This window comes from Parasphingorhabdus sp. (assembly GCF_048269865.1).
Classification (GTDB): domain Bacteria; phylum Pseudomonadota; class Alphaproteobacteria; order Sphingomonadales; family Sphingomonadaceae; genus Parasphingorhabdus.
Map to the genome: position 1 here is coordinate 174,215 of NZ_JBLWUA010000001.1, position 21,147 is coordinate 195,361.

Sequence of the window (21,147 nt, forward strand, 5' to 3'; positions counted from 1 at the left end):
GGCATATAGCTGAACCGGGCCGTTAAAACGTATGAGGGTGCGTTGGTCGGGGGATGCAAAAGGGGGGAAGCAGGCGCGTGTCGGATAAGTTTCGAGTAGTTATCATTGGCTCCGGACCAGCGGGCATGAGCGCCGCTGGGCGGGCTGCGCAGCTGAAGCTCAAGCATGTGCTGCTGGAAAAAACCGACCATCTGTCCGACACCATTTACAAATATCAGAAGGGCAAGCATGTCATGGCAACGCCGAGCCAGCTGGTGCTGCGCTCGGACATGGATTTTGACGCGGGCAAACGCGAGGCCATTCTGGAAATCTGGGATGCGCAAACCGCGGAGCATGGCGTGAACGTCATGTACAATGCCGAGCCGGTCAAGATTGAGGGCGAGGAAGGCAATTTCACGATCAGCCTGAAAAATGGTGAGACGGTACAGGCCGAAACGATCGTGATGGCGATCGGAACGCAGGGCAATCCGAACCTGATGCGCTGCCCCGGTGGCGACAATAAGATGGTCCAGTATCAGCTCGACGATCCGGGCGAATATTATGACGAGCATATCACGGTGATCGGTTCGGGCGACGCGGGCATCGAGAACGCTCTTGGGCTGGCAGCCGATGCGGCGCAGAATAATGTCGTCACCATTCTCAACCGCTCGGCGGAATTTGCCCGGGCGAAAAAGGCCAATGTGAAGCTGCTGATGGAAGCAGGCGAGCAGGGCAAGGTGATCATCCGCAACGAAACCACACCAGCCGAAGTCAGGGATGGGGAACTGGTGCTGGAAACCCGCGATGGTCAGGAAACCATCAAGTGCGACCGGATCATTGCCCGCATGGGCAGCGCCCCGCCACGTAAATTTGTCGAGGAATGCGGGATCGAATTTACCAGCGAGGATCGCGAGGCCTATCCGAAACTGTCGCCGGCCTTCGAGAGCACCAAAAAGGGCATCTATGTCATCGGTGCGCTCGCCGGCTACCCGCTGATCAAGCACTGTATGAATCAGGGCTATGACGTGATCGAGTTTATCAACGGCAATATCGACCTGAAGCCCGCCGACGAACCGATTCTCGAAGCGAAATTCGCTGATTTGCCCGGGCGCCGGTCGGTTGACGAATGGCTCGAATTTTTCCGTTCCAATGTCCTGATTCTCAACGACCTGTCCCCCTTGCAGATGCGCGAATTCATGCTCGACAGCGAACCGCGCAGCTATGACCGGGGCGAGGTGATCTTCGAGAAAAACGATCCGGGAAGCTCGCTGTTTGCCATTGCCGAGGGTTCGGTGGCGGTCGAGATCAACCCCGATGACCCGTCGATCACGGTGCCGATCGAGCAGGGTTCGATCTTCGGCGAGGTCGGCCTGATTTCGGGGCGGCGGCGCGGCGCGACGATTCGCGCGGCCGAAGACGTGATCGTCGTCGAGATTTCGCGCACGGCTGCGCTCAAGCTGCAGGCGTCGGTGCCCGCGGCAAAACGCCGAATCACGCAAATTTCCACGGAGCGGCAATTGCTGCAGATGTTCGGGTCGGGCCTGACCAAGGAGGATATTGCCGAGGTCGTGGAGACCAGCGAGATCCTCAATGTCCGTGCCGGCGAGGCGATTATCGAGGAAGGCGGCGAGGGCAACGATATCTACGTCATCCGCGTCGGATCGATGGTGGTGGAGAAGCAGATTGGCGGCAAGCCGGTCTTTCTGTCCTATCTGCCGGCCGGAACCTATGTCGGTGAGATGACGCTGATCGCGGGCGGCTATCGCACCGCGACGGTGAAGGCGGCGATCAAGTCCGAGGTCATCAAGATCAACGGCGATGCGTTCAAGAAAGTGCTTGATGCCCATCCCGACCTGATGCGGAAGGCCAAGAAGGAAATGGCCGAGCGGCAGGACATCAACGCCTTTGTCGAAGCGAAAAAAGACAGTTTCTCGGGTGTTGTCGACATGTATTCCGGCATCGCCAATTTCCTCGTCGACAATGGCATTGGCGAAGCCACCGACGTGCTGCTGATCGACGAAAATCTCTGTGTCGGTTGCGACAATTGCGAGAAAGCCTGCGCCGACAGCCATGAAGGCTTGTCGCGGCTCGACCGCGAGGCAGGGCGTACCTACGCTCATCTGCATGTCCCGACCAGCTGCCGCCACTGCGAGCATCCGCATTGCATGTCCGACTGTCCGCCCGATGCGATCCACCGCGGTCCGGACGGCGAGGTGTTTATCGATGACAGTTGCATCGGCTGCGGCAATTGCCAGCGTTACTGCCCCTATGGCGTGATCCGGATGGATAAGGTTCCGCCGAAGAAGCCGAGTCTGCTGAGCTGGCTGTTCTTCGGGGCGGGTCCGGGACCGGGCGAGCCCGATAAATTATGGACCAAAAAGCACAGCGACCCGTCTGTGGAAAAACCGAAGAAGGCCATCAAATGCGACATGTGCGCCGGGATCAGGGGCGGCCCCGCCTGCGTCCGCGCCTGCCCGACCGGAGCGGCGATCCGCGTTGCCCCGGAAGAATTCCTGACCGTCTCCAAGCTGGAAGGAGAGGATGTATGAGCCCGTCTGCTTTCCTTTATCCCGCTCGGTCTCCTCACGCCGTTCGCCCTGAGCCTGCCGAAGGACAGCTGGCAAGACGCCCAGCTTCGATCAGTTCAGCCCGCTCGGAAAGCATAAAAGCGGGAGGGCCTGTCTGATGGCAAGTAACGCGATCTCCGGCCAGCCCGGCCGCAAGAAAGTCGTCATGCACGACGGCTTTCTCAGGCACGCGGGATACCGCTGGCTGAAAATATCGTCGGCGATCATGCTGATCTGCATCATCAGCTATATTTTCATCGATGTGTCGCCGCGCCATAATGGGGGCAGCTGGTACGGCTATACGCTCGGGACGATCGGCGCGCTGATGATCCTCTGGCTGACCATGCTCGGAGTACGCAAGCGGGCCATGACTCCGGGGCAATGGTCGCTCAAGGCCTGGACATCGGCGCATATCTATCTCGGCCTCAGCCTGATCGTCATCGGTACGCTGCACACCGGTTTCCAGCTCGGCTGGAACATCCACACCGCTGCCTATGTGTTCATGATGATTGTGATCATTTCCGGCATCGTCGGTATTTATTTCTACGCCACGATCCCGAAGGCGCTGTCCGACAATCGCGATGAGATGACCGAGACCGAAATGCTGGAGAATTTGCGGTCGCTAGACCGGCAGTTGCACGACGCGGCGCAGCCATTGTCGGCCGAACATGCCACTCTGGTGCTCCAATCGCTGGAACAGGATCCGTTTGGCGGCGGTTTCTTCCAGCGCATTTCCGGCAAATATCCGGATTGCGCGACGCGGCAGGCGCAGGCGGATTTGCGCCGCGAACGCGCCTATCAGCCGAAAATGGGCGGCGATGACCCGCTCGACAAAGTTGACGCCCTGCTGGAGAAAAAGGAAGCGACGCTGGCCCGTGTCCGTCGCCATCTCAAGCTCAAGGCGATGCTGCAGGTCTGGTTGTTCATTCATGTGCCGGTGACCTTTGCGCTGATCGCTTCGCTGACCGCGCATATTATCAGCGTCTTTTTCTACTGGTAGGATGGAGAGCCCAGCATGACCTTCATTGTTCGCCAGATTGCGACCACCGCCGACGGCCGGGAAATTATCCGGTCCAACCCCTTTGATTCGGATGAAATCAGCATCGGCCGCAGCACCGACAACGCGATTCATCTTCCTGACCTTGCTGTGAATCCCGATCATGCAAAGATCCGCAAGCGCGACGACGGCCAGATCATCGTCGAAAGCACCTCGGGTCAAAATTTCACTCTGGACGGCAAGCATCGCATATCGGTCACGGTTGATCCCCTTGCTGGCGCAGAGCTGGGCTTTGGTGGTCATGTCATTGTCGTCAGCGAAGAGGGCGATGATGTTGTCCTGACGGTCAAGCGCGTTGAAGCCCTGTCCGATTCCGCGGAAGTTCGCAGCGAAACGACGCTTTATACCCTCAAGGGTCTGCTTCCGGGCAAGCGGGTCAGCGCCTGGGGGTTCGTCGCGCTCGTGCTGGCCGCGTTTCTGATATGGCCAATCTATACCTGGGCAACATGGCGCGGTGTCGAAGAACGGCCCGACCAGTTCTATGCCGATACGATGTGGTCATCCGGTGCGTTGAGCAGCGCACATCACGGGCTCGAGAAAGACTGTCAGGCCTGTCATGTCGACGCCTTTGTGACGGTGAAGGATGAAACCTGTCTGACCTGTCATCAGGACGATGCACACGAACATGCGGCGATGCCGCGCTTGCTAACCGCCAGAGGCGGACCGGAAGGATTGGAGAAAATCGGTGCCGCCTTCGCCTCCGCTTTCAACAAACCGCCGGGCAGGTGTGTCGAATGTCACAGCGAGCATGAAGGCAGCGGTGCTATGGAGCCGACAGCGCAAAAATTCTGTGCCGATTGTCATGATGGGATGGATGGACGTTTGACCGACACGAAGCTGGAAAATGCATCGGATTTTGGCATTGCCCACCCGCAATTCCATCCGGCTGTGCTGATCAAGCCGGGCGGCAAGAATCTGCCGCGCAAGCGAATTTCGCTGGACGACAAACCGACCGAGGATAATGGTCTCAAATTCCCCCATGACGTGCATCTGTCGCGAACCGGTGGCGTCGCCCAGATGGGCCAGCGGCTGTCGGCAGAATACGGATTCGGCGATTCGCTCGTCTGCAAGGATTGTCACACGCCCGATCCGCAAGGCGTGCGTTTCGAGCCGGTCGATATGAAGGAAGACTGCAGCATGTGTCACAGCCTCGCCTTTGATGAAATCGGCGGCACAGTGCGGACTTTGCGGCACGGCGAACCGGAAATGGTGCAGGCCGATCTGAGAGCCTATTATCGGTCCACAGGGCCAACCCGGCCGATCAATCTTGGCGGCATGAAGCGTCGCCGTCCGGGAGCCAGTAACGACGTCCGTGTTGCCAGCGATTATGGTCGCGCCGTCCGGTTCCGCCCGAGCCGCGCCAATCTGGCGATCCGTCAGGTCTTCTCGCGCGGCGGTGCCTGCTATGACTGCCACGGCGTTACTCCGCCAACCGCGCGGGGTCGTGTTGACTACGGGATCATGCCGGTAACACAGACCGATCGGTACATGCACAATGGCTGGTTCAGTCATGAGGCGCATAATGATGAAAAATGCACCAGCTGTCACAACGCGCCCACGTCCAAGAGTGCCGACGATCTGCTGTTGCCGGGGATCAAGACTTGCCGCGAATGTCATGGTGGCGAGTTCCAGAAAGCGTCGGATGTGCCTTCGACCTGCGCGATGTGTCATGACTATCACGCCGATGATGGCGCGCCGTGGCTGATCAAGGAAGAGCAGAAGGATAAACAGCAAATGCCGGATAAGAAGATTGCCCGCCGATAGGGTGCCCGCCGGCTCAAGGGGAGAGCGTCCATGCTAATGGCGCAGATTACCGATATTCATCTGGGGTTTGACCCGGATAATCCGGCTGAGTTCAACCGCAAGCGCCTGGATCAGGCAATCAAGAGAATTTGCGCGATGGTACCCCAGCCAGATCTGCTGCTGGCGACGGGTGATCTCGTCGATCGCGGCGATCAAGACAGCTACCGCCGTCTGGACAATGCTTTGTCGGTGGTGCCGTTCCCGGTCCACATGTGCCTGGGCAACCATGATTTGCGAGCGCCGTTTCGCAAGCAATTTCCCGACGTTCCTACAGCAGACGGTTTCGTCCAATATGAGATCGACACAGACGCACTGCGCTTGCTGTTTCTCGATACGCTGGAGGAGGGGCGGCACGGGGGTGCCTTTTGTGAGACGCGTGCGAAATGGCTGTCTGAAAAACTTTCTGAAAAGCCCGAGAAGCCGACCATCCTGATCCTGCATCATCCTCCGGTGGAAAGTGGTATTGAATGGATGACGACTCATCCCGACGAACCCTGGGTGGCCCGGCTGGCCGATGCAGTCGCTGGCCACGAACAGGTCAGGGGTATGATCACCGGCCATTTGCATCGCAATATTTCCACCTGGTGGGGCGATATCAGTCTGGCGATTTGTGCTTCGACCGCGCCGCAGGTCGCTCTCGATCTGAAGCCTATTGACCCGGACCATCCCGACGGCCGCAACATGATTGTCGCCGACCCGCCTGCGATTGCCCTTCATTACTGGAACGGCCGGCAACTGGTCAGCCATTTTGAAAATGCGGAGGAGCATGTCATGCTCGCGCGCTATGACGAAAATTTGCAGCCGCTGGTGCGGGCGCTGCTCGACGAACGCCCCGCCTGACCCCGCTTCGCGATGTTGTTCATCGCCCGGAAAGCGTCGTTCGTCTAAAAATTGATATCCACAGAAACCTTTTTTGCGTTTCCCCTCGGCTTTGTCTAGACACTGGGCAACTGCGCCTTGGGCGCTTTTTCTAGTGATCCGTGACCGCGGGTCGATTTTTGGAGAGACAATGATGCGATTCACGATTTCCACCCGCAAGTTTTTTCTGGGCGTGTCCAGCGCTGCGCTGATTGGCGTGACCGCTACTCCCGCTCTGGCCGACGATCAGGGAAAAGAAATGACAACAGAAGAATTGAACAAGATGAGTGTGATGCAATCCGAACCGGCCGATGTTGCCGACAATACGGTCCTGCAACCATGGACCGGACCTTATGACGGGGTCCCGCCTTGGGATGAAGTCAAGGTCTCGGATTTCCCGCAGGCGTTTCAGGTCATGATGGACAAGATTCAGGCCGATGTGAACACGATACGGGACAATCCTGCTCCTGCGACCTTTGAAAATTTCACCGTGCCGATGGAACTGGTTGGTGACGAAGCCAATGATCTTTTCTCAATCTGGGGCGTGTACAGCAGCAACCTGTCCAGTGACGAGGTCCGCGCGATTCAGCGCGAATGGATGCCAAAAGTTTCGGCTTTCTTCGATCAGCTGACTCTGGACCCGAAATTGCTCGCCAAAACCAAGGCAGTTTACGACAATCGTGAATCGGCTGGCCTGGATCCCATTCAGACCCGTTTGGTCGAGCGCAATTATGAACAGCTGGTACGCGATGGCGCCTTGCTCAATGATGCGGATAAAGCCCAGTTGATCGAGTATAATACCGAGCTTTCGAAGGCGTTTAACGAATTCTCCAACAAGGTCTTGGCTGACGAAGAGACCTTCATCTACCTGACGGATGAAGCAGATCTGGCAGGGTTGCCGGACAGCTTTATCGCTTCGCTCGCGGAAGCGGCCGAGGAGCAGGGCAAGACCGGATGGGCATTGAAAAACACCCGGTCGGTGATGCAGCCGTTTCTGGAAAACAGCACGCGCCGGGATCTTCGTGAAAAGGTCTATACCGCCTACATCAATCGCGGCGATAACGGCGATGAGAATGACACCAATGCGACAATCGCAAAAATCCTGAAGCTGCGGGCCGAGCGCGCCAAACTGCTGGGCTTCAAAACCCACGCGCATTACCGCATGGCCGATACGATGGCGAAAGAGCCGGAAGCGGCGATGGACCTGATGATGAAGGTCTGGCCGGCTGCGGTTGCCCGGGTTGAGGAAGAAGTCGCTGACATGCAGGCGATTGCCGATGCTGAAGGCGCCGGTATCACGATCGCACCATGGGACTATCGCTATTATGCCGAGAAGGTCCGCAAGGAGAAATACGACCTCGATTCCGCCGAGATCAAACCCTATTTCCAGCTCGACAAGATGATGGATGCGCTGTTTGACGCTGCCGGTAAATTATACGGGCTGACGTTCACCGAAACGACCGGGCAAATTCCTGTCTTCGACCCGGAAGTTCGCACCTTTGAAGTCAAGCGCGGCGACAAGGTCATCGGTGTCCAGTATTTCGACAATTATGCCCGCCAAGGCAAGCGTTCGGGTGCATGGATGACCACGTACAAGAACAAATATAAGCTGGGCGGCCAGAACAATTATTCGGCGACGTCTAACAATAATAATTTCGTCAAGGGCGGGGATGGTGAGCCGACGCTGATCAGTCTCGACGATGCGCAGACGCTGTTCCATGAATTCGGACACGCACTGCACTATCTCAACTATGACATCACCTATCCTGGTCTCGGCGGCACTCCGCGTGATTTTGTGGAATATCCGAGCCAGGTGAACGAAAATTGGCTGATGACCCCCTATATCCTGTCGAACTATGCCACCCACTATAAAACTGGTGAGCCGATTCCGAAGGAGCTGGTCGACAAGATTCAGGCCTCGAAGACGTTCAACGAGGGCTTTTCGACAGTGGAATATCTGGCTTCGGCGATCGTCGACATGAAGCTGCACAATCGCGAGGAACCGGTCACCGATCCCGACAAGTTCGAGCGCGAGACGCTTATCGAAATCGGCATGCCGGAAGAGATCGTGATGCGGCACCGTCTGCCCCAGTTCAACCATCTGTTCTCGTCGGATGCCTATTCGGCGGGCTATTACAGCTATCTCTGGTCGGAAACGATGGATGCTGACACCTGGGCGGCGTTTGAAGAAGCGGGCAGCCCGTGGGACAAGGAAACCGCCGAACGGTTCCGCACAATCCTGCTGTCGACCGGTAACGAAACCGACCGCAAGGAAGCCTATCGCAAATTCCGCGGCCGCGATCCCGAGGTAAAATATATCCTCAAGAAGCGTGGCTTCCCGGTTCCGGGTGAATGATTAAAGACGGATAAAAAGGACGCTGCGCTCCATAAGGGCGCGGCGGTCCGGATATTTTTGAAAAGGGGAGTGCGATTGCGCTCCCCTTTTTTATGAGGCGCAGGCTTTGCCAAGTCGCAACCGCAGGCCGCTATTCGTAGACGACATCGTCCGGGAATCTCGATGCCTGACGCAAGGCCGACAGGGCGGGATGCTCTGCATCATGGGTCGTTGCCGCATTCTGGCTCCAGCTCATCACCGGTTCGCGATGCATGATCTTCCAGATGTCGCCGCGCTTTTCGAACCGGTCGAGATAGCGGCCCAGATAGGTCATTTCTCTGTCCTCTCCATCCGCTCCGGCCAGATAGTGAAAGGCGATCAGATAGCTTTCGACGCGCGCCTCGGCTCCGTCAAAAGCGCAGATGATGTTGGTGACCATATGATGGGTCTGCCGAAACGCCTTGATCGCCGGCACAAGATCCACGCAAAATTGATGGGCCGGCACCGGTTCTGCCCCATAGGCGGTTGTCGCATCGGGCCAGTAACAGCTTTTCAGCGTCGCTTCATCCGCCCGGTCGACGCCGCGACAATGCAGCGCGATAATTTCCGCGATGGCGGCGCGATCGGCCAGTTCTGATGCTGAGGGAACGCGCCCTGGTTCATCCGACATGTTTACTCTCCTGCTATCGATAAGGGTAATTTACCCGATGCATACGGCGTCTACTATGCCCGAAAAGAACAGGAGAGATGCGATTAGTGCAATGGACCTAGCTGCCATCACCGGCAATCTGGCTATCCGGGATCTGGCCGCGCTGTACATGCGGGGCCTCGACCGACTGGACCGGGATCTGCTCCGCTCGCAATTCTGGGACGATGCCTTTTTGAACTATGGCATCTACGAGGGCGGTCCCGACGGCTTTGCCGATTTCTGCATCGACGCGCTGAAAACCCATCATCGCAACCACCATATGCTCGGCCAGCATCTGATCGATATGTCCGGCGATGAAGCCTTTGGCGAAGTCTATTATCAGGCCTATCACAAGCTGACCAACGAGTCCGGCGAGCAGCGCGACCTGTTCATTACCGGGCGCTATGTGGACCGGTACGAGAAACGCGGTTCGGTCTGGAAAATTGCCTATCGATCGGAACTGGTCGACTGGGTCCGCGATGATCCGTGCACCGATGATTTTCTCGACGGGACCCAGATGATCGTCGGAGCGCGCAAGCCGCTCGACCCGCTTTATGATCGCCAAGCAATGACACGGAAATCGGAGCCGAACCCATGACCTATGACCTGACCAAACCGTCCGACCCCTCGCTGGCGCCGGGCGAAGCGCGCTGCCCGGGACCGTCGATGCAGGATATCATCGATGCCGACGGCGACAATCCGCCAGCGGCGATGCGCACCGAACGATATGAATTTCTCGGCGACGAGGACATCGGATTTGAGCGCTATATCAGCAAAGATTTCTACGACCGTGAAATCGACCGGATGTGGAACCGGACATGGCAATGGGCCTGCCGGGAAGAGCATATTCCTGCGCCCGGCGATCGCCATGTCTATGATGTCGGCCCCTATTCGATCCTGGTCGTGCGCGGTGAAGACGAAAAGATACGGGCGTTTGTGAACAGCTGCCCGCACCGCGGCATGAAATTCGCAACGGAAGGAAACACCGGAAGCAGCGGGACAAAACGGCCGCATATCCGTTGCCCGTTTCACGGCATGACCTTCAATCTCGACGGATCGCTCAAGGAAATTCCGTGCCGCTGGGACTTTCCGCATGTCAACGAAGAGAATTTTGGCCTGACCGAGATCCAGTGCGACCTGTGGGGCGGCTTTGTCTTTATCAATATGGACGATGACGCGCCGCCGCTCGCCGATTATCTTGAAGTGCTGCCGGAACATTTCAAACAATGGTCGATGGACGACCGCTATGTCGCGCTGCATACGCAAAAAGTGCTGCCGGCAAACTGGAAGATGGCGATGGAGGCTTTCCTTGAGGCCTATCACGTTCTGGAAACCCATTCGCAGGCGGTGTACACGGCTGGCGACGCCAACGCGCAATATGATATTTTCGGCAAGAATGTCAGCCGCTTCATGCACGCTATCGGCGTCCCTAGCCCGCATCTGAAAAACCCGGTCAGCGAAGAGAAACTGTTCGAGAAGCTTGGCCGCAATCCCGATGATCTGCCCAAAGGCGCATCGGCGCGGGCTGTTCACGCCAATATGCTGCGCGAGGAACATGGCAGCGAGTTTGATGTCGATCTGTCCGGCGTGTCGACCAGCGAGATGGTCGACAGTCTCGAATATTTCCTGTTTCCCAACATGTTCTTCTTCCCGGGCATCAATATTCGCCTCTGCTACCGGTTCCGGCCGATCGATGTGGATCATTGCCTGCACGAGATTTTGCTGCTCCAGCCGCTCCCGGCCAGCGGCAAGCGTCCTCCGCCTGCCAAACCGATCCGGCTGGAGATTGAAGACAGCTATACCGGCGTCGACGGCTTTGCCCTCGCAGATGTGCTCGACCAGGACACGGACAATCTCGCCATGCAGCGCGATGGTGCCAAGGCCTCGAAAAAGGGCGGGCAAACGCTCGGCAATTATCAGGAGGCCCGGATCCGGCGGCTGCAGATGACGCTCGACGAATATTTGCGCTGAGCGCTGGTCTCAAGACCAGCAATTGGCCTGGTGATCATGTCGGCATCGCCGCGCCCCTGATCCGGCGCTGCCCCGGTGCCGGGATTTCCTAACAGACTTTGTCATTGGACGCCCATTCCAGCCGTAACTAGGGAAAGTGCGGTAATCGCCGGGAGCAGAATATGATGATCGCGAGACGTTTCGACCAATTTTCCGCCATGCCTTTGATGGCTTCGTTGCTGATCGCAATCGGCGCTGCAACGCCAGCCAGAGCGGCGGCCGAGTCGCCGCCGACGATTGTCTGCGAACTCACCATCTCCGCTCTCGGTGCTCAGGTACAGGCGAACCAGCCCATTTCCGATGCGGAACTGGAATGGGGGCAAAATTTTGCGCAAAGCGGCAATCTCAAGGTTTGCGAGCGGCCACCATTGTCGGCCATGGTCCGTGCGCTGGCGGCGCGATCCCAGCTCACCGATCCGATGAGCATCGAGAAAACCGAAATCTTTTCCGATTATTTGCGCCGTACCGAGCCGCTGGAAAATCATTATCAAATCGGGCTTGACCTCGCGACGGGAAAATATGGCGAAGGCGATGCCGATCTGGCAATCGACTGGATCAGCCACGCCGCGGAGATTGGCGATCCCGGTGCCCTGCTTGAAATTGCCGGTGCCTATGCCGACGGCATTCTGAACTTTCCGAAAGATCCGGCCAAGGCGCTCGCCTATGAACAAAGGGCCGCAGAGGCGGGATCGGCCGCTGCGCTCTATCAGCTCGGTATCCGCTATTTTGTCGGGCAAGGCGTGAAGAAAGACCCGAAACAGGCGGAAAAGTTGATGCAGCAATCCGCCGCACTCGGCCAGAAAGAGGCGGCGGCCGCTCTTGCCTATGCCTATAATGGGGATCCCAGCTATGGTCTGGGGGAAAATATCAAGCTCGGGCGGACCTATGCCGAAATCGCCGCCAATGCCGGTGATCCCGACATGATGGCCATGTATGCAGGCTATCTGATGTCGAGTTCGGGCAATTACAAAAAGGAAGATGAAGTCTTCTACTGGCTGAACAAGGCAGCCGACAACGGCAGCGAGAAAGCGAAGCAGTTTCTCGCCAGCAAGGACAGAGAGTTGCGCGCGCTGTTCAAACGGGCCCGCGAACGGCGTGCCGCGCAAACCGCTCCGCTTCGGCGCGAATGCGATAAGGTCCAGCGGAATATCACGTACAAGGATATCGACAATAATGTCATCGGTCGCAGCAGCTATATGATGACTGACTATTCCAGGTGCCGGATGATCGATCCCTATGATGAGTTCAAGGAGAAGAACGGGTTGAGCCGGTAGGTGGTGCCGGTCGACGGTCGGACATTGCGCCACCGCGACGGGCCAGAATGGGCAGGGAAGCCAATTGAGAGGAAAATCAGGATGACAATGCATTGTGGCGATTTCAGGGGTTTTGCATTTGCCACCGTCAGTCGCACCATATTCCTGTTCGGCGTGATGGTTCTCGCCACCTTTACAAGCTCACCAATATCTGCCCAGACGAGCGGCCCGCTGAGCGCTTATATCGCCCAGTGCAATTCCGGCGACAAGGCGGCTTGCAGCAAGGCGGGGATGATCCTGTCTGATCCCAATGACACAAATTTTGATGCTTTTCTGAGCCTGCGCTACCTGCAGGACGCCTGCAGTGCATTCGACGGTGCCGCCTGCGGACGCTTGGCACTGATCTATTTTGACGGCGCAGGCGACGTCGACAAGGATTGGGATGCGGCGAGCAATTTCTCGCAAAGAGGGTGCGCCGAGCAGGACCGCGATGGCTGTGAGGTGGCGGAAGCGATTTTCGCCGACAGCGGTTCGCCCTATTTCGATGCCGAGAAGGCGCTGCGCTATCGTAACATTAATTGCGGATATGGTCGCTGGCAGTCCTGCATGCATCATGCCCGTATTCTCTACAATGTCGGGGATTATCGGAATGCCGAACAGATTGCCGCTCATGCCTGCGGGCCGGGTGGCGAAGATCGCCAGTCGATATGTGAGCTAGCAGCTACTCTGAAATCGCGGCGGCTCAAGATGGAGCAGGCAGCAGCGGCACAGCGCGCCCAGCAACAGGCGGCGCGGCAAGCGGATTATGCCAACAAGCGGGCCATCGTCACCAGTTTTATACAAAAACGCGACTATGATGGCGCGATCTATGCCGCCATTTACAATTCCCGCACCGTGGACGACGCGCAATATGCGCTGACCGCCGCGATCAATGCCGGGGCCATGAGCAGCATCTATATCGATAATCTCCATGTGCTGGATTACTGGTTTCCGTCCGGTAGCCTTAACCGGGCCGTCAACGCGGAGATCGCCAGGCGGTCGCGCGGCAATGACTGCGGCATATTCAACTGCACCAATACGCCGGGGGCGTCGTCCAGACGATGGGCCGCACAGAACGGCAACAGCAGGAGCAGCTACCGCAGACCCTCTTCGTCCGGCTCTTCGGCACCGACCGGAGGCCTGTCCAGCGCCGCTGCCACACAGCAAGTGCGGCAAAAATATCGTTACGCCCATTGCACGATGAACAACAATGCCAATCGGAATGTCTGTTGACGACTGAATTCCAATCAATTGAGTGAGGGAAAAATTGATGCAAAATCTCTTTAAAATATGGGTCGCCGTGTCGTTGCTGTTTGCCGGTGCGAACGCCCACGCACAATCCGGTATGAACAGCTATCAACAAGCGGCGCTGGCTGGCCAGGAAGCGGCGAACAAGGGCGATCATGCCACTGCCTTTGCGAAATATAAAATCGCGTGCCTGGAAGGAAATATCGCCGTTACCTGCAACAATCTGGGCGTGATGGTCTATCAGGGTTCAAACGTTGCAAAAGATCTGCCGCTGGCCCGCCGCGCCTATGAAAAGGGCTGTGCTGGCAATATTGCAAGCTCTTGCGACGTTTATGGAAAGATGCTGAAGAACGGGGAGGGCGGGCCTCAGGATATCGCTGCCTCGCTCGGCCCATTGTCCAAGGCCTGTGACGGTGGAAGGGGAAGTGCCTGTTATAATTTGGGCTATCTCTATTATGCTGGCAAGGGCGTGGCGGCTGATCTCGGCAAGGGACGGGGTCTGTTCGGCAAAGCCTGCGAAAGGGACAATGTGGACGGATGCTACGGCCTCGGCCTGATGAGCCAGAATGGCCAGGGTGGACCCGTCGATCTGACCAGCGCTGCAAGTGCTTTTCAGAAATCCTGCACCAAGGGCAAGGCCGACGGATGTCTCAATTATGGTAACGCGCTCTATGGCGGCGAAGGTGTGCCGCAAGACCGGGCCGCTGCGCGGGCGACATTTGCGAAGGCCTGCAATGCCGGTGCGGTCGGCGGCTGCATGAACACCGGCATATTGGCTCGCACCGGTGACGGTGGCGCGGTCGATATGGCCATGGCCCGCAAATATTTCGGCTATGCCTGCAAGCTCGGTAATCAGGACGGCTGCAACGAAGCCAAGGCGATTCCGCAGCAATAGCGGCGCTTGCTTGTCGGCTCGACGGCCTTCCTTGGCATCACAAGCGCGCATTAGTAACAAAAAAGGGCGCGCCGTTCGATGAACGGCGCGCCCCTATATCTTTAAAATAAGGCTGACTTAAAAGCGGAAGCCAACGCCTGCGACCACCTGATGGCGATCAAGGTCAACGCCGATTTCATTGTTACCATTGAACAATGTGTCGTTATATTTCAGCGCGCTATAGTTTGAATAGCGGTATTCAAGCTTCACGAAGGCACCCGAACCGTTGCCGTTTCCGCCGGTTCCGATGACCTGCTCGACACCGGCACCCAAGCGGTAGCCGTCAACCTGCTGGCTGTCGTCGAAGTTGAGATCGACGCCATCCGCCGCTGCACGATCCTGAAAGCGGGATTCGACGGCGGTATTGGTGTAGCCGCCCTTGGCGTACAGCAGGGTCGTGGGGGTGACCTTTGCACCAACGCGCGCGCCGACATAGAGGTCGCGTTTCAGATTGATGCGATAGCCGAACGGTGCGTTGATGGCTTCGTCGCCGTCTTGCTCGCCAGTCGAATCCATATATTCGCCTTCGATACCGAAGACGACGGGGCCGGCATCGAAATCATAGCCAAGCGCTACGCCATAAGCGAAGCCGTCGACCGACTGGTCGAGGGTGTTATTCTCGAAAATGCCGTCATTGTCGGTGTCGACATCGACATCGCTGCCCGAACGCAGCGTATCATAGCCGCCCAGGATTTCGGCGCGCGGACCGGTGAAGGGGGAGGTGGACTGCGCGGCGGCCGGAGCGGCGAAAGCGCCGATCGCTGCACAGAGGATCAGGGGGGTATTTACAGGGGATTTCATTATTGTACTCCAACTAACTAACTAATGTGGAACAAGATTGCTCCGGTTGTGCCCGCTATCGCTGCGGACTTCCCGCCGACGTGCGCAAAACTCCGCGCACTAGATCGACGAGTGGAGGGAACGGCTCAGAAGCAAGGTCGTTCCATCGGCAGACGAATGAGGCACGATAAATCTCCGGGTGATGCGGAAATATCACAGCCGGTTGGCAGGTCTGCCCTGGCGGGGAGGCGGTCCAATGGCGGCTCTTTGACGGATCCCAATCCGCTTTCCTACAGAGGGGCATCGAGGCTATGCTACCGCGCGTGATGAGTGTCGCCTGCTTCTCTCCCCCTGCTGACCAGCGCCTTCTGGCTGCTCGTTTGAAAGGTCACACTAGCGACGGCTCTGGTGCCACCAATCTTCCGATATTCTGCGGCTTTCAGCCAAAGATCACAGAAAATAAAAACCCCCGATGCTGTAAAGCTGTCGCCGGAAATTCCCTTGCGGGCCATTTTGTGCGCCAGCCCGTCCAGGGCTTTCTTTCGTCCTTGACCCGCTCTGCGCAGCCTGACAGTTTCGACCGCAAAAGCAGAGAGGATTGCCCACCATGATCACCAGCCCGGCTATTGCCGCCGTCCGCACGCCCGAAGACCGTTTTGCCGATCTCCCGGACTTTGATTTCCCGGTCCATTATATCGACGATCTGCCGGGTTATGAGGGGCTGCGGGCCGCCTATGTCGATGCCGGGCCAGCCGACGCGGAGACAGTATTTCTCTGCCTGCATGGCGAGCCGAGCTGGTCGTTTCTCTATCGCAAGATGATCCCGCATTTCACCGCCACCGGCGCACGGGTGGTCTGCCCGGATTTCTTTGGCTTTGGCCGCTCCGACAAGCCGACCGATCTCGCCAGCTACTCGTTCGATTTTCACCGCAACCATATTCTTGCGCTGGTCGAGCGGCTGGATCTGAAGAATATTACGCTGGTGGTGCAGGACTGGGGCGGGTTGATTGGGCTGACCTTGCCGGTCGATGCGAGGTTCAAGGCGCGGTTGTCGCGGCTGATCATCATGAACACGGCGCTGGGGCTGGGCACTGGAGCGGGGGACGGCTTTAACGCGTGGAAGGACTACGCGCTGACCGTGCCGGACTTCAATGCCGGGCAGATCATCGCGCGGGGCACGCCGACCATGACCGATGCGGAGATCGCCGCCTATAATGCGCCCTATCCGGACGACAGCTATCAGGCGGGTGCCCGGACCTTCCCGGCGCTGGTACCGGTGGAGCCCGATATGGACGGCGTGGCAGTCAGTCAGCAGGCGGCAGCGTTCTGGAGCACCGAATGGTCCGGCCCCAGCTTCATGGCGATCGGAGGCTCCGATCCGGTGCTGGGCCCGCCGGTGATGGAAATGATGCACAGCCTGATCAAGGGCTGCCCCGAACCGCTGCTGATCGAGGAAGCCGGGCATTTCGTGCAGGAATGGGGCGACATCGTCGCGCCCGCCGCGCTCAAGGCGTTCGGAGATATCTGATGGCGGCGGACGAGATTTGGGATATATCCGTTAGTGGTGAGCCTGTCGAACCACGCCCCTCGGACGAGAGACGCCCTTCGACAGGCTCAAGGCTAACGGAAACAGGAACCGGTCACTTGATCGCGGCCAGCTGATAGAGGAAATCAGCATAGCCCATGGTCGCGTCGACCAGTCCGGCCACTTTCGGATTGGTTGACTCGACGACATAATATTCATCCGGCGCGTGGGCCCCGGCCCCGTGTCCCATGCCGAAATGACCGGCAGGAATGGAGACCGGCGGAGCAGTGAAGGTGGCGCCGGGCCAGGATCCGGCCAGCCGCGGATTGAGCGTCGCCTCGATACCGGCGCGCTCGTAAGTGGCCAGCTCGGTACGGATCAGGCGGCTGTTCTCATCGGTTTCGGTCGGATCATAGCCGCCGCTGACCTTGACCTCGACGTCGGGGAAGCCATGGGCGTCGAGATGGGCGCGCAACTTACGCTCGGCTTCCGCCCGGGTCTGGTTCGGCACCAGCCGCAGATCGAGCTTGGCAGTGGCCACGCCGGGCAGCACGGTCTTGCCGCCGGGTCCGGTATAGCCGGCGACCAGGCCTTCGATATTGACGGTCGGTTCCTGAGCGAGGCGCTGGAGTGCCTGTTCGAACGGCAAGTCATCGATCCAGTGATTGACGCCGAGCACGGCCTTGCGCTGTGCTTCATCGGAATTGCGGGCGGTCTCGGCAATGAGCGCCTTTTCGCGCGCGGTCAGCGGCCGGACATTCTCGAACCACCCGTCAATCGCAGGGGTGTTGCCGTCGGGCGTTACCAAGGTCTGCAGTGCCTGCACCAGTCGCCAGCTGGGGCTGTCAACCATCGCCTTGAGGCTGCTGTGAATGTCACCCTTTGGCCCGCGGCCCCATTTCTCGCCGCTGGCAACCAGTTCCAGTTCGATGACTCCCTTGGAGCCAAGATTGACGCTGACATTGCCGTTCTTGTCCTGCCAGCTTGCCGGTATGAATATGCCCTCGCACTTCTTCAGAGCGGCGAGCACATTGGGCTTGGTCGCCACTTGCTTGAAATGGGGCGAGCCGATTTCTTCTTCGCCTTCGCAAATGAGGACGATATTGACGGGCAATTTTCGGCCAGCGGCGCGAATGGCGTGCAGCGCTGCCAGGAAGGTGGCTTCCGGCCCCTTCTGGTTGACTGCACCGCGGCCCATGATCGCCTTGCCAAAGCCGGGCCGGTCGACAATCGCCGCTTCCAGTGGCGGGGACGACCACTCGGTAGGGTCGAACTGCTTGACGTCATACATGAAGTAGATGCCGAGCGTCCGTTTCGCACCGGCGTCGAGCGTTGCGAACACGCCGGGATGACCATCGGTAGGAACAATTTCGACGTGCTGGAAACCGGCGTCCCTGGCGAGCTCCGCCATATATTCTGCGCCTTCTGGCATATTGCGGTCTTCGGCAGCGATCGAGGGGAGCGCGATCCAGTCCTGAATGCGCTTGATCGATGCTTCGCGGCCGGCCTCGGCAGCCTTGCGGATGGCGGCCATGTCGGAATCTGCGGATAGGGCCATGCCTGGCGATATGAACATTGCACCTGCTCCGGCCATGGCTGCTCCACGCAGGGCCTGGCGGCGGTCAATGGACGGAAACTTACTATCTGCGGTCATCGGCTTTCCCCTTATCAAGGAGCCGATAGTGAATGTGAAAGAGATTTACCGCAAGCCTCAATCATTGCCGGTTTTGATGAGGCGATTATCGCTATTCCCTAGGCTACCATTGCCGTTTTGCTGAAATGCTCGGTGAAACGCGGTTGCATCGGCTGGCTCGCGACCATGGCGAGCGGCAGGGCGGTTTCACAATGTGCGCATTCCGCGCTGATCCGCCCGACATGCCAGTGCGATTTGCCGCAGCCGGGACAACGGTTGACGATATCGAGATGATAGAGCGGCTGATAGCCACGACCGAGATTCTGTTCGGGCAATGCTCGAGCAGGCTGATTGATGAATGATCCAGGTGACAAGTACATCGTTTCTTCCTTCGAGCTTGTTGATTGCGCCGAACTCATTTGATTTACGTCATTCTCTTTTACTTACTTCACTCTCAATGCCGAACGGTTGCTGAATCAGCGATGAACCGTTTATTTCGGTAGATGAAATGATATCTGATATGGGCGAGATCTATAGGAAATATTCGCCATTTTGCCGTGACGGGCATCACTTAAAATCATAAGGCATTGTTATTGCTGAATAATAATTCTAGCGATAGGTCAGTCAGTGGTAAATGGCAGGACCTTGACTGGATACACCTACAATTTACCTGGCGTCGCGCTATTATTGCGCCAGTTTGCGCCACGCCAGATCGGCAAATTCGCATAGCAGCGGCCGCGTCTCGCGCGGGTCGATGATGTCCTCGACGCTGAACTGTTCGGCGGTGCGGAAGGGCGAGGTGACCTTGTCCAGCTTCGCCTTGATCTCCGCCAGCCGCGCGACCGGATCCTCGGCGCTTTCGATATCACTCTTGTAGGCGACCTCGAGCCCGCCGGCGATCGGCAGCGAACCCCAGTCGCCAGACGGCCAGGCGAAGCGATACTGGAAATTTTCGGCGTTGCTCATCGCGCTGCCGGCGATGCCATAGGCGCGGCGGACGATGACGCTGGCCCAGGGCACGGTCGCTTTGTAGACCGCGTTCATCGCCTGCACGCCATAGCGGATGGTGCCGGTACGCTCGGCCTCGGCACCGATCATGAAGCCGGGATTGTCGACCAGATGGACGACCGGCAGGTGAAATTGTTCGGCCAGCTTGGCAAAGCGTTCGACCTTTTCGGAAGACTTGGCCTCCCATGAGCCACCGAGGAAGGACGGGTCATTGGCCAGCACCGCGACCGGCCAGCCGTCGAGCCGGGCGAAGGCGGTGATCGCGGCTCGGCCCCAGCGCTTGCCCATTTCGAACACCGAGCCTTCGTCGAACACCGAAGTCATGATCTTGCGCATCGAATAGACCTGCTTGTCGGCGCGGGGGACAGCAGAGAGCAGGCTTTCGTCCCTGCGGTCTACAGGATCGCTGCTCGGCGTCCGCGCAGCCAGCTGGTTCACATTGCTGGGCAGGTAGGACAGAAATTTGCGTGCGGTGACAAAAGCCTCTGCTTCGCTGGCGACTTCCTCGTCGACCACGCCGTTGGTCGCGTGAATGTCGGAACCGCCGAGCTGCTCCTTGGTCAGCGTGTCGCCGATGGCGGCGGCGACGGCGGGGCCGGCAGCGAATATCTGCGACAGGCCCTTGACCATGATCGAATAATGGCTGGCGACGGTGCGCGCGGCGCCCATGCCCGCCGTTGGTCCGAGCGCCAGTGCGACGACCGGCACCGTGTCCTGATTCTTGATGATATCTTCCCAGCCGGGCACGGCCGGGACATAGGTGAAGCCCATATCCTCGAGGCTCTTGACCGAACCGCCGCCGCCGGTGCCATCGATCATCCGGATCATCGGGATGCCCAGCGTGTGCGCCATTTTTTCGCACTGGGTGAACTTGCGATGCAGCGCGGCATCGGCAGCACCGCCGCGCACAGTGAAGTCGTCGGCGGAGGCGACCACCGGACGCCCCTCGATATTGGCGCGTCCGAAGATCAGGTTGCTCGGCGCGAAATCCTCGAACGTGCCATCTTTGGCGTAGGTGCCGCGACCGGCGATCTTGCCGATCTCGCGAAAGCTACCTTCGTCGACGACTCCCGCAATGCGCGCCCGCGCGTCCAGCTTGCCCCGGCCATGCTGGCGAGAAACTTTTTCTTCGCCGCCCATTTTTTCGGCGAGCCGCTGCCGCTCGGCCAGTTCTTCAAGTTCGGGTTGCCAGGTCATATTTTTCCCTTGCCTGCTTTACACAATAGTGTCTTTTTATTTTCTGTGAACTTTGGACGCAGACCGCAGAAAAATGCCGTTTTCGCTGCTGCCAGAAGGCGCTTAGTGTAAACTTCCGGAAGAGCAGCTTGCGGCGACCGGGAAAGAGGAGAATCCAACATGCCGGCAGCATAGCGCGGCGCGGTGATGTAGGACAGGGCCGGCTGGCGCATGGATAATGGCTGGGTCATCCG

The 21,147-nt window shown here is 58.4% G+C and carries 17 protein-coding genes; 11 read left to right on the forward strand and 6 right to left on the reverse strand.

Annotated elements, in window-relative coordinates; genetic code table 11:
• The first annotated feature begins 125 nt into the window (after positions 1-125).
• The 5 genes from ACN0WW_RS00905 to ACN0WW_RS00925 all read left to right on the forward strand — a co-directional run bounded on the left by ACN0WW_RS00905 (position 126) and on the right by ACN0WW_RS00925 (position 8,620).
• Positions 126-2,528 carry a cyclic nucleotide-binding domain-containing protein gene (locus ACN0WW_RS00905; protein WP_417608429.1) on the forward strand — a complete coding sequence of 801 codons (2,403 nt, stop codon included), beginning with the start codon at positions 126-128 and terminating at the stop codon, positions 2,526-2,528.
• Positions 2,529-2,664: 136 nt separating this feature from the next.
• On the forward strand, positions 2,665-3,546 hold the full coding sequence (locus tag ACN0WW_RS00910) for a hypothetical protein (protein WP_417608431.1): 882 nt from the start codon (positions 2,665-2,667) through the stop codon (positions 3,544-3,546).
• 15 nt (positions 3,547-3,561) lie between these two features.
• Positions 3,562-5,367: a cytochrome c3 family protein gene (locus ACN0WW_RS00915; protein ID WP_417608433.1), complete on the forward strand. Its 1,806-nt coding sequence runs from the start codon at positions 3,562-3,564 to the stop codon at positions 5,365-5,367.
• A 30-nt stretch (positions 5,368-5,397) separates the two neighbouring features.
• Positions 5,398-6,246 carry a phosphodiesterase gene (locus ACN0WW_RS00920; protein ID WP_417608435.1) on the forward strand — a complete coding sequence of 283 codons (849 nt, stop codon included), beginning with the start codon at positions 5,398-5,400 and terminating at the stop codon, positions 6,244-6,246.
• 169 nt (positions 6,247-6,415) lie between these two features.
• Positions 6,416-8,620: a M3 family metallopeptidase gene (locus ACN0WW_RS00925; RefSeq protein WP_417608437.1), complete on the forward strand. Its 2,205-nt coding sequence runs from the start codon at positions 6,416-6,418 to the stop codon at positions 8,618-8,620.
• Between the two features lie 130 nt (positions 8,621-8,750).
• Here ACN0WW_RS00925 and ACN0WW_RS00930 read toward each other — a convergent pair whose 3' ends face one another.
• Positions 8,751-9,269 (reverse strand): nuclear transport factor 2 family protein, encoded by a 519-nt coding sequence (locus ACN0WW_RS00930; RefSeq protein ID WP_417608439.1) that lies wholly within the window; start codon positions 9,267-9,269, stop codon positions 8,751-8,753.
• A 55-nt stretch (positions 9,270-9,324) separates the two neighbouring features.
• Between ACN0WW_RS00930 and ACN0WW_RS00935 the strand changes: the two genes are divergently transcribed.
• From ACN0WW_RS00935 to ACN0WW_RS00955, 5 genes are all read left to right on the forward strand, one after another.
• Positions 9,325-9,885 carry a nuclear transport factor 2 family protein gene (locus ACN0WW_RS00935; protein ID WP_417608441.1) on the forward strand — a complete coding sequence of 187 codons (561 nt, stop codon included), beginning with the start codon at positions 9,325-9,327 and terminating at the stop codon, positions 9,883-9,885.
• Complete coding sequence (locus ACN0WW_RS00940) at positions 9,882-11,258, forward strand: aromatic ring-hydroxylating dioxygenase subunit alpha (RefSeq protein WP_417608443.1); 1,377 nt, start codon at positions 9,882-9,884, stop codon at positions 11,256-11,258. The genes ACN0WW_RS00935 and ACN0WW_RS00940 overlap by 4 nt, the downstream gene beginning before the upstream one ends.
• A 161-nt stretch (positions 11,259-11,419) precedes the next feature.
• The gene (locus ACN0WW_RS00945) at positions 11,420-12,571 is read left to right on the forward strand and encodes a tetratricopeptide repeat protein (protein ID WP_417608445.1); all 1,152 of its coding nucleotides are present in this window, start codon (positions 11,420-11,422) and stop codon (positions 12,569-12,571) included.
• Positions 12,572-12,652: 81 nt separating this feature from the next.
• Complete coding sequence (locus ACN0WW_RS00950; RefSeq protein WP_417608447.1) at positions 12,653-13,822, forward strand: sel1 repeat family protein; 1,170 nt, start codon at positions 12,653-12,655, stop codon at positions 13,820-13,822.
• 37 nt (positions 13,823-13,859) lie between these two features.
• Positions 13,860-14,732 (forward strand): tetratricopeptide repeat protein, encoded by an 873-nt coding sequence (locus tag ACN0WW_RS00955; protein WP_417608449.1) that lies wholly within the window; start codon positions 13,860-13,862, stop codon positions 14,730-14,732.
• A gap of 117 nt (positions 14,733-14,849) precedes the next feature.
• Here ACN0WW_RS00955 and ACN0WW_RS00960 read toward each other — a convergent pair whose 3' ends face one another.
• On the reverse strand, positions 14,850-15,572 hold the full coding sequence (locus tag ACN0WW_RS00960; protein ID WP_417608451.1) for an outer membrane protein: 723 nt from the start codon (positions 15,570-15,572) through the stop codon (positions 14,850-14,852).
• 586 nt (positions 15,573-16,158) lie between these two features.
• Between ACN0WW_RS00960 and ACN0WW_RS00965 the strand changes: the two genes are divergently transcribed.
• A complete protein-coding gene (locus ACN0WW_RS00965; RefSeq protein WP_417608453.1) occupies positions 16,159-17,079 on the forward strand; it encodes a haloalkane dehalogenase in 921 nt (306 codons plus the stop codon).
• Positions 17,080-17,191: 112 nt separating this feature from the next.
• Here ACN0WW_RS00965 and ACN0WW_RS00970 read toward each other — a convergent pair whose 3' ends face one another.
• From ACN0WW_RS00970 to ACN0WW_RS00985, 4 genes are all read right to left on the reverse strand, one after another.
• A complete protein-coding gene (locus tag ACN0WW_RS00970; RefSeq protein ID WP_417608455.1) occupies positions 17,192-18,730 on the reverse strand; it encodes a M20/M25/M40 family metallo-hydrolase in 1,539 nt (512 codons plus the stop codon).
• 98 nt (positions 18,731-18,828) lie between these two features.
• Complete coding sequence (locus ACN0WW_RS00975) at positions 18,829-19,089, reverse strand: hypothetical protein (protein WP_417608457.1); 261 nt, start codon at positions 19,087-19,089, stop codon at positions 18,829-18,831.
• A 304-nt stretch (positions 19,090-19,393) separates the two neighbouring features.
• Positions 19,394-20,914: an acyl-CoA carboxylase subunit beta gene (locus tag ACN0WW_RS00980; RefSeq protein ID WP_417608459.1), complete on the reverse strand. Its 1,521-nt coding sequence runs from the start codon at positions 20,912-20,914 to the stop codon at positions 19,394-19,396.
• A complete protein-coding gene (locus tag ACN0WW_RS00985; RefSeq protein WP_417608461.1) occupies positions 20,911-21,144 on the reverse strand; it encodes a hypothetical protein in 234 nt (77 codons plus the stop codon). The genes ACN0WW_RS00980 and ACN0WW_RS00985 overlap by 4 nt, the downstream gene beginning before the upstream one ends.
• Between the last annotated feature and the right edge of the window lie 3 nt (positions 21,145-21,147).

Excerpts from the sequence above, each read along its gene's own strand:
- ACN0WW_RS00905 (WP_417608429.1), top strand. The coding sequence starts at position 126 with ATGAGCGCCGCTGGGCGGGCTGCGCAGCTGAAGCTCAAGCATGTGCTG.
- ACN0WW_RS00910 (WP_417608431.1), top strand. The coding sequence starts at position 2,665 with ATGGCAAGTAACGCGATCTCCGGCCAGCCCGGCCGCAAGAAAGTCGTC.
- ACN0WW_RS00915 (WP_417608433.1), top strand. The coding sequence starts at position 3,562 with ATGACCTTCATTGTTCGCCAGATTGCGACCACCGCCGACGGCCGGGAA.
- ACN0WW_RS00920 (WP_417608435.1), top strand. The coding sequence starts at position 5,398 with ATGCTAATGGCGCAGATTACCGATATTCATCTGGGGTTTGACCCGGAT.
- ACN0WW_RS00925 (WP_417608437.1), top strand. The coding sequence starts at position 6,416 with ATGATGCGATTCACGATTTCCACCCGCAAGTTTTTTCTGGGCGTGTCC.
- ACN0WW_RS00930 (WP_417608439.1), bottom strand. The coding sequence starts at position 9,269 with ATGTCGGATGAACCAGGGCGCGTTCCCTCAGCATCAGAACTGGCCGAT.
- ACN0WW_RS00935 (WP_417608441.1), top strand. The coding sequence starts at position 9,325 with ATGCCCGAAAAGAACAGGAGAGATGCGATTAGTGCAATGGACCTAGCT.
- ACN0WW_RS00940 (WP_417608443.1), top strand. The coding sequence starts at position 9,882 with ATGACCTATGACCTGACCAAACCGTCCGACCCCTCGCTGGCGCCGGGC.
- ACN0WW_RS00945 (WP_417608445.1), top strand. The coding sequence starts at position 11,420 with ATGATGATCGCGAGACGTTTCGACCAATTTTCCGCCATGCCTTTGATG.
- ACN0WW_RS00950 (WP_417608447.1), top strand. The coding sequence starts at position 12,653 with ATGACAATGCATTGTGGCGATTTCAGGGGTTTTGCATTTGCCACCGTC.
- ACN0WW_RS00955 (WP_417608449.1), top strand. The coding sequence starts at position 13,860 with ATGCAAAATCTCTTTAAAATATGGGTCGCCGTGTCGTTGCTGTTTGCC.
- ACN0WW_RS00960 (WP_417608451.1), bottom strand. The coding sequence starts at position 15,572 with ATGAAATCCCCTGTAAATACCCCCCTGATCCTCTGTGCAGCGATCGGC.
- ACN0WW_RS00965 (WP_417608453.1), top strand. The coding sequence starts at position 16,159 with ATGATCACCAGCCCGGCTATTGCCGCCGTCCGCACGCCCGAAGACCGT.
- ACN0WW_RS00970 (WP_417608455.1), bottom strand. The coding sequence starts at position 18,730 with ATGACCGCAGATAGTAAGTTTCCGTCCATTGACCGCCGCCAGGCCCTG.
- ACN0WW_RS00975 (WP_417608457.1), bottom strand. The coding sequence starts at position 19,089 with ATGTACTTGTCACCTGGATCATTCATCAATCAGCCTGCTCGAGCATTG.
- ACN0WW_RS00980 (WP_417608459.1), bottom strand. The coding sequence starts at position 20,914 with ATGACCTGGCAACCCGAACTTGAAGAACTGGCCGAGCGGCAGCGGCTC.
- ACN0WW_RS00985 (WP_417608461.1), bottom strand. The coding sequence starts at position 21,144 with ATGACCCAGCCATTATCCATGCGCCAGCCGGCCCTGTCCTACATCACC.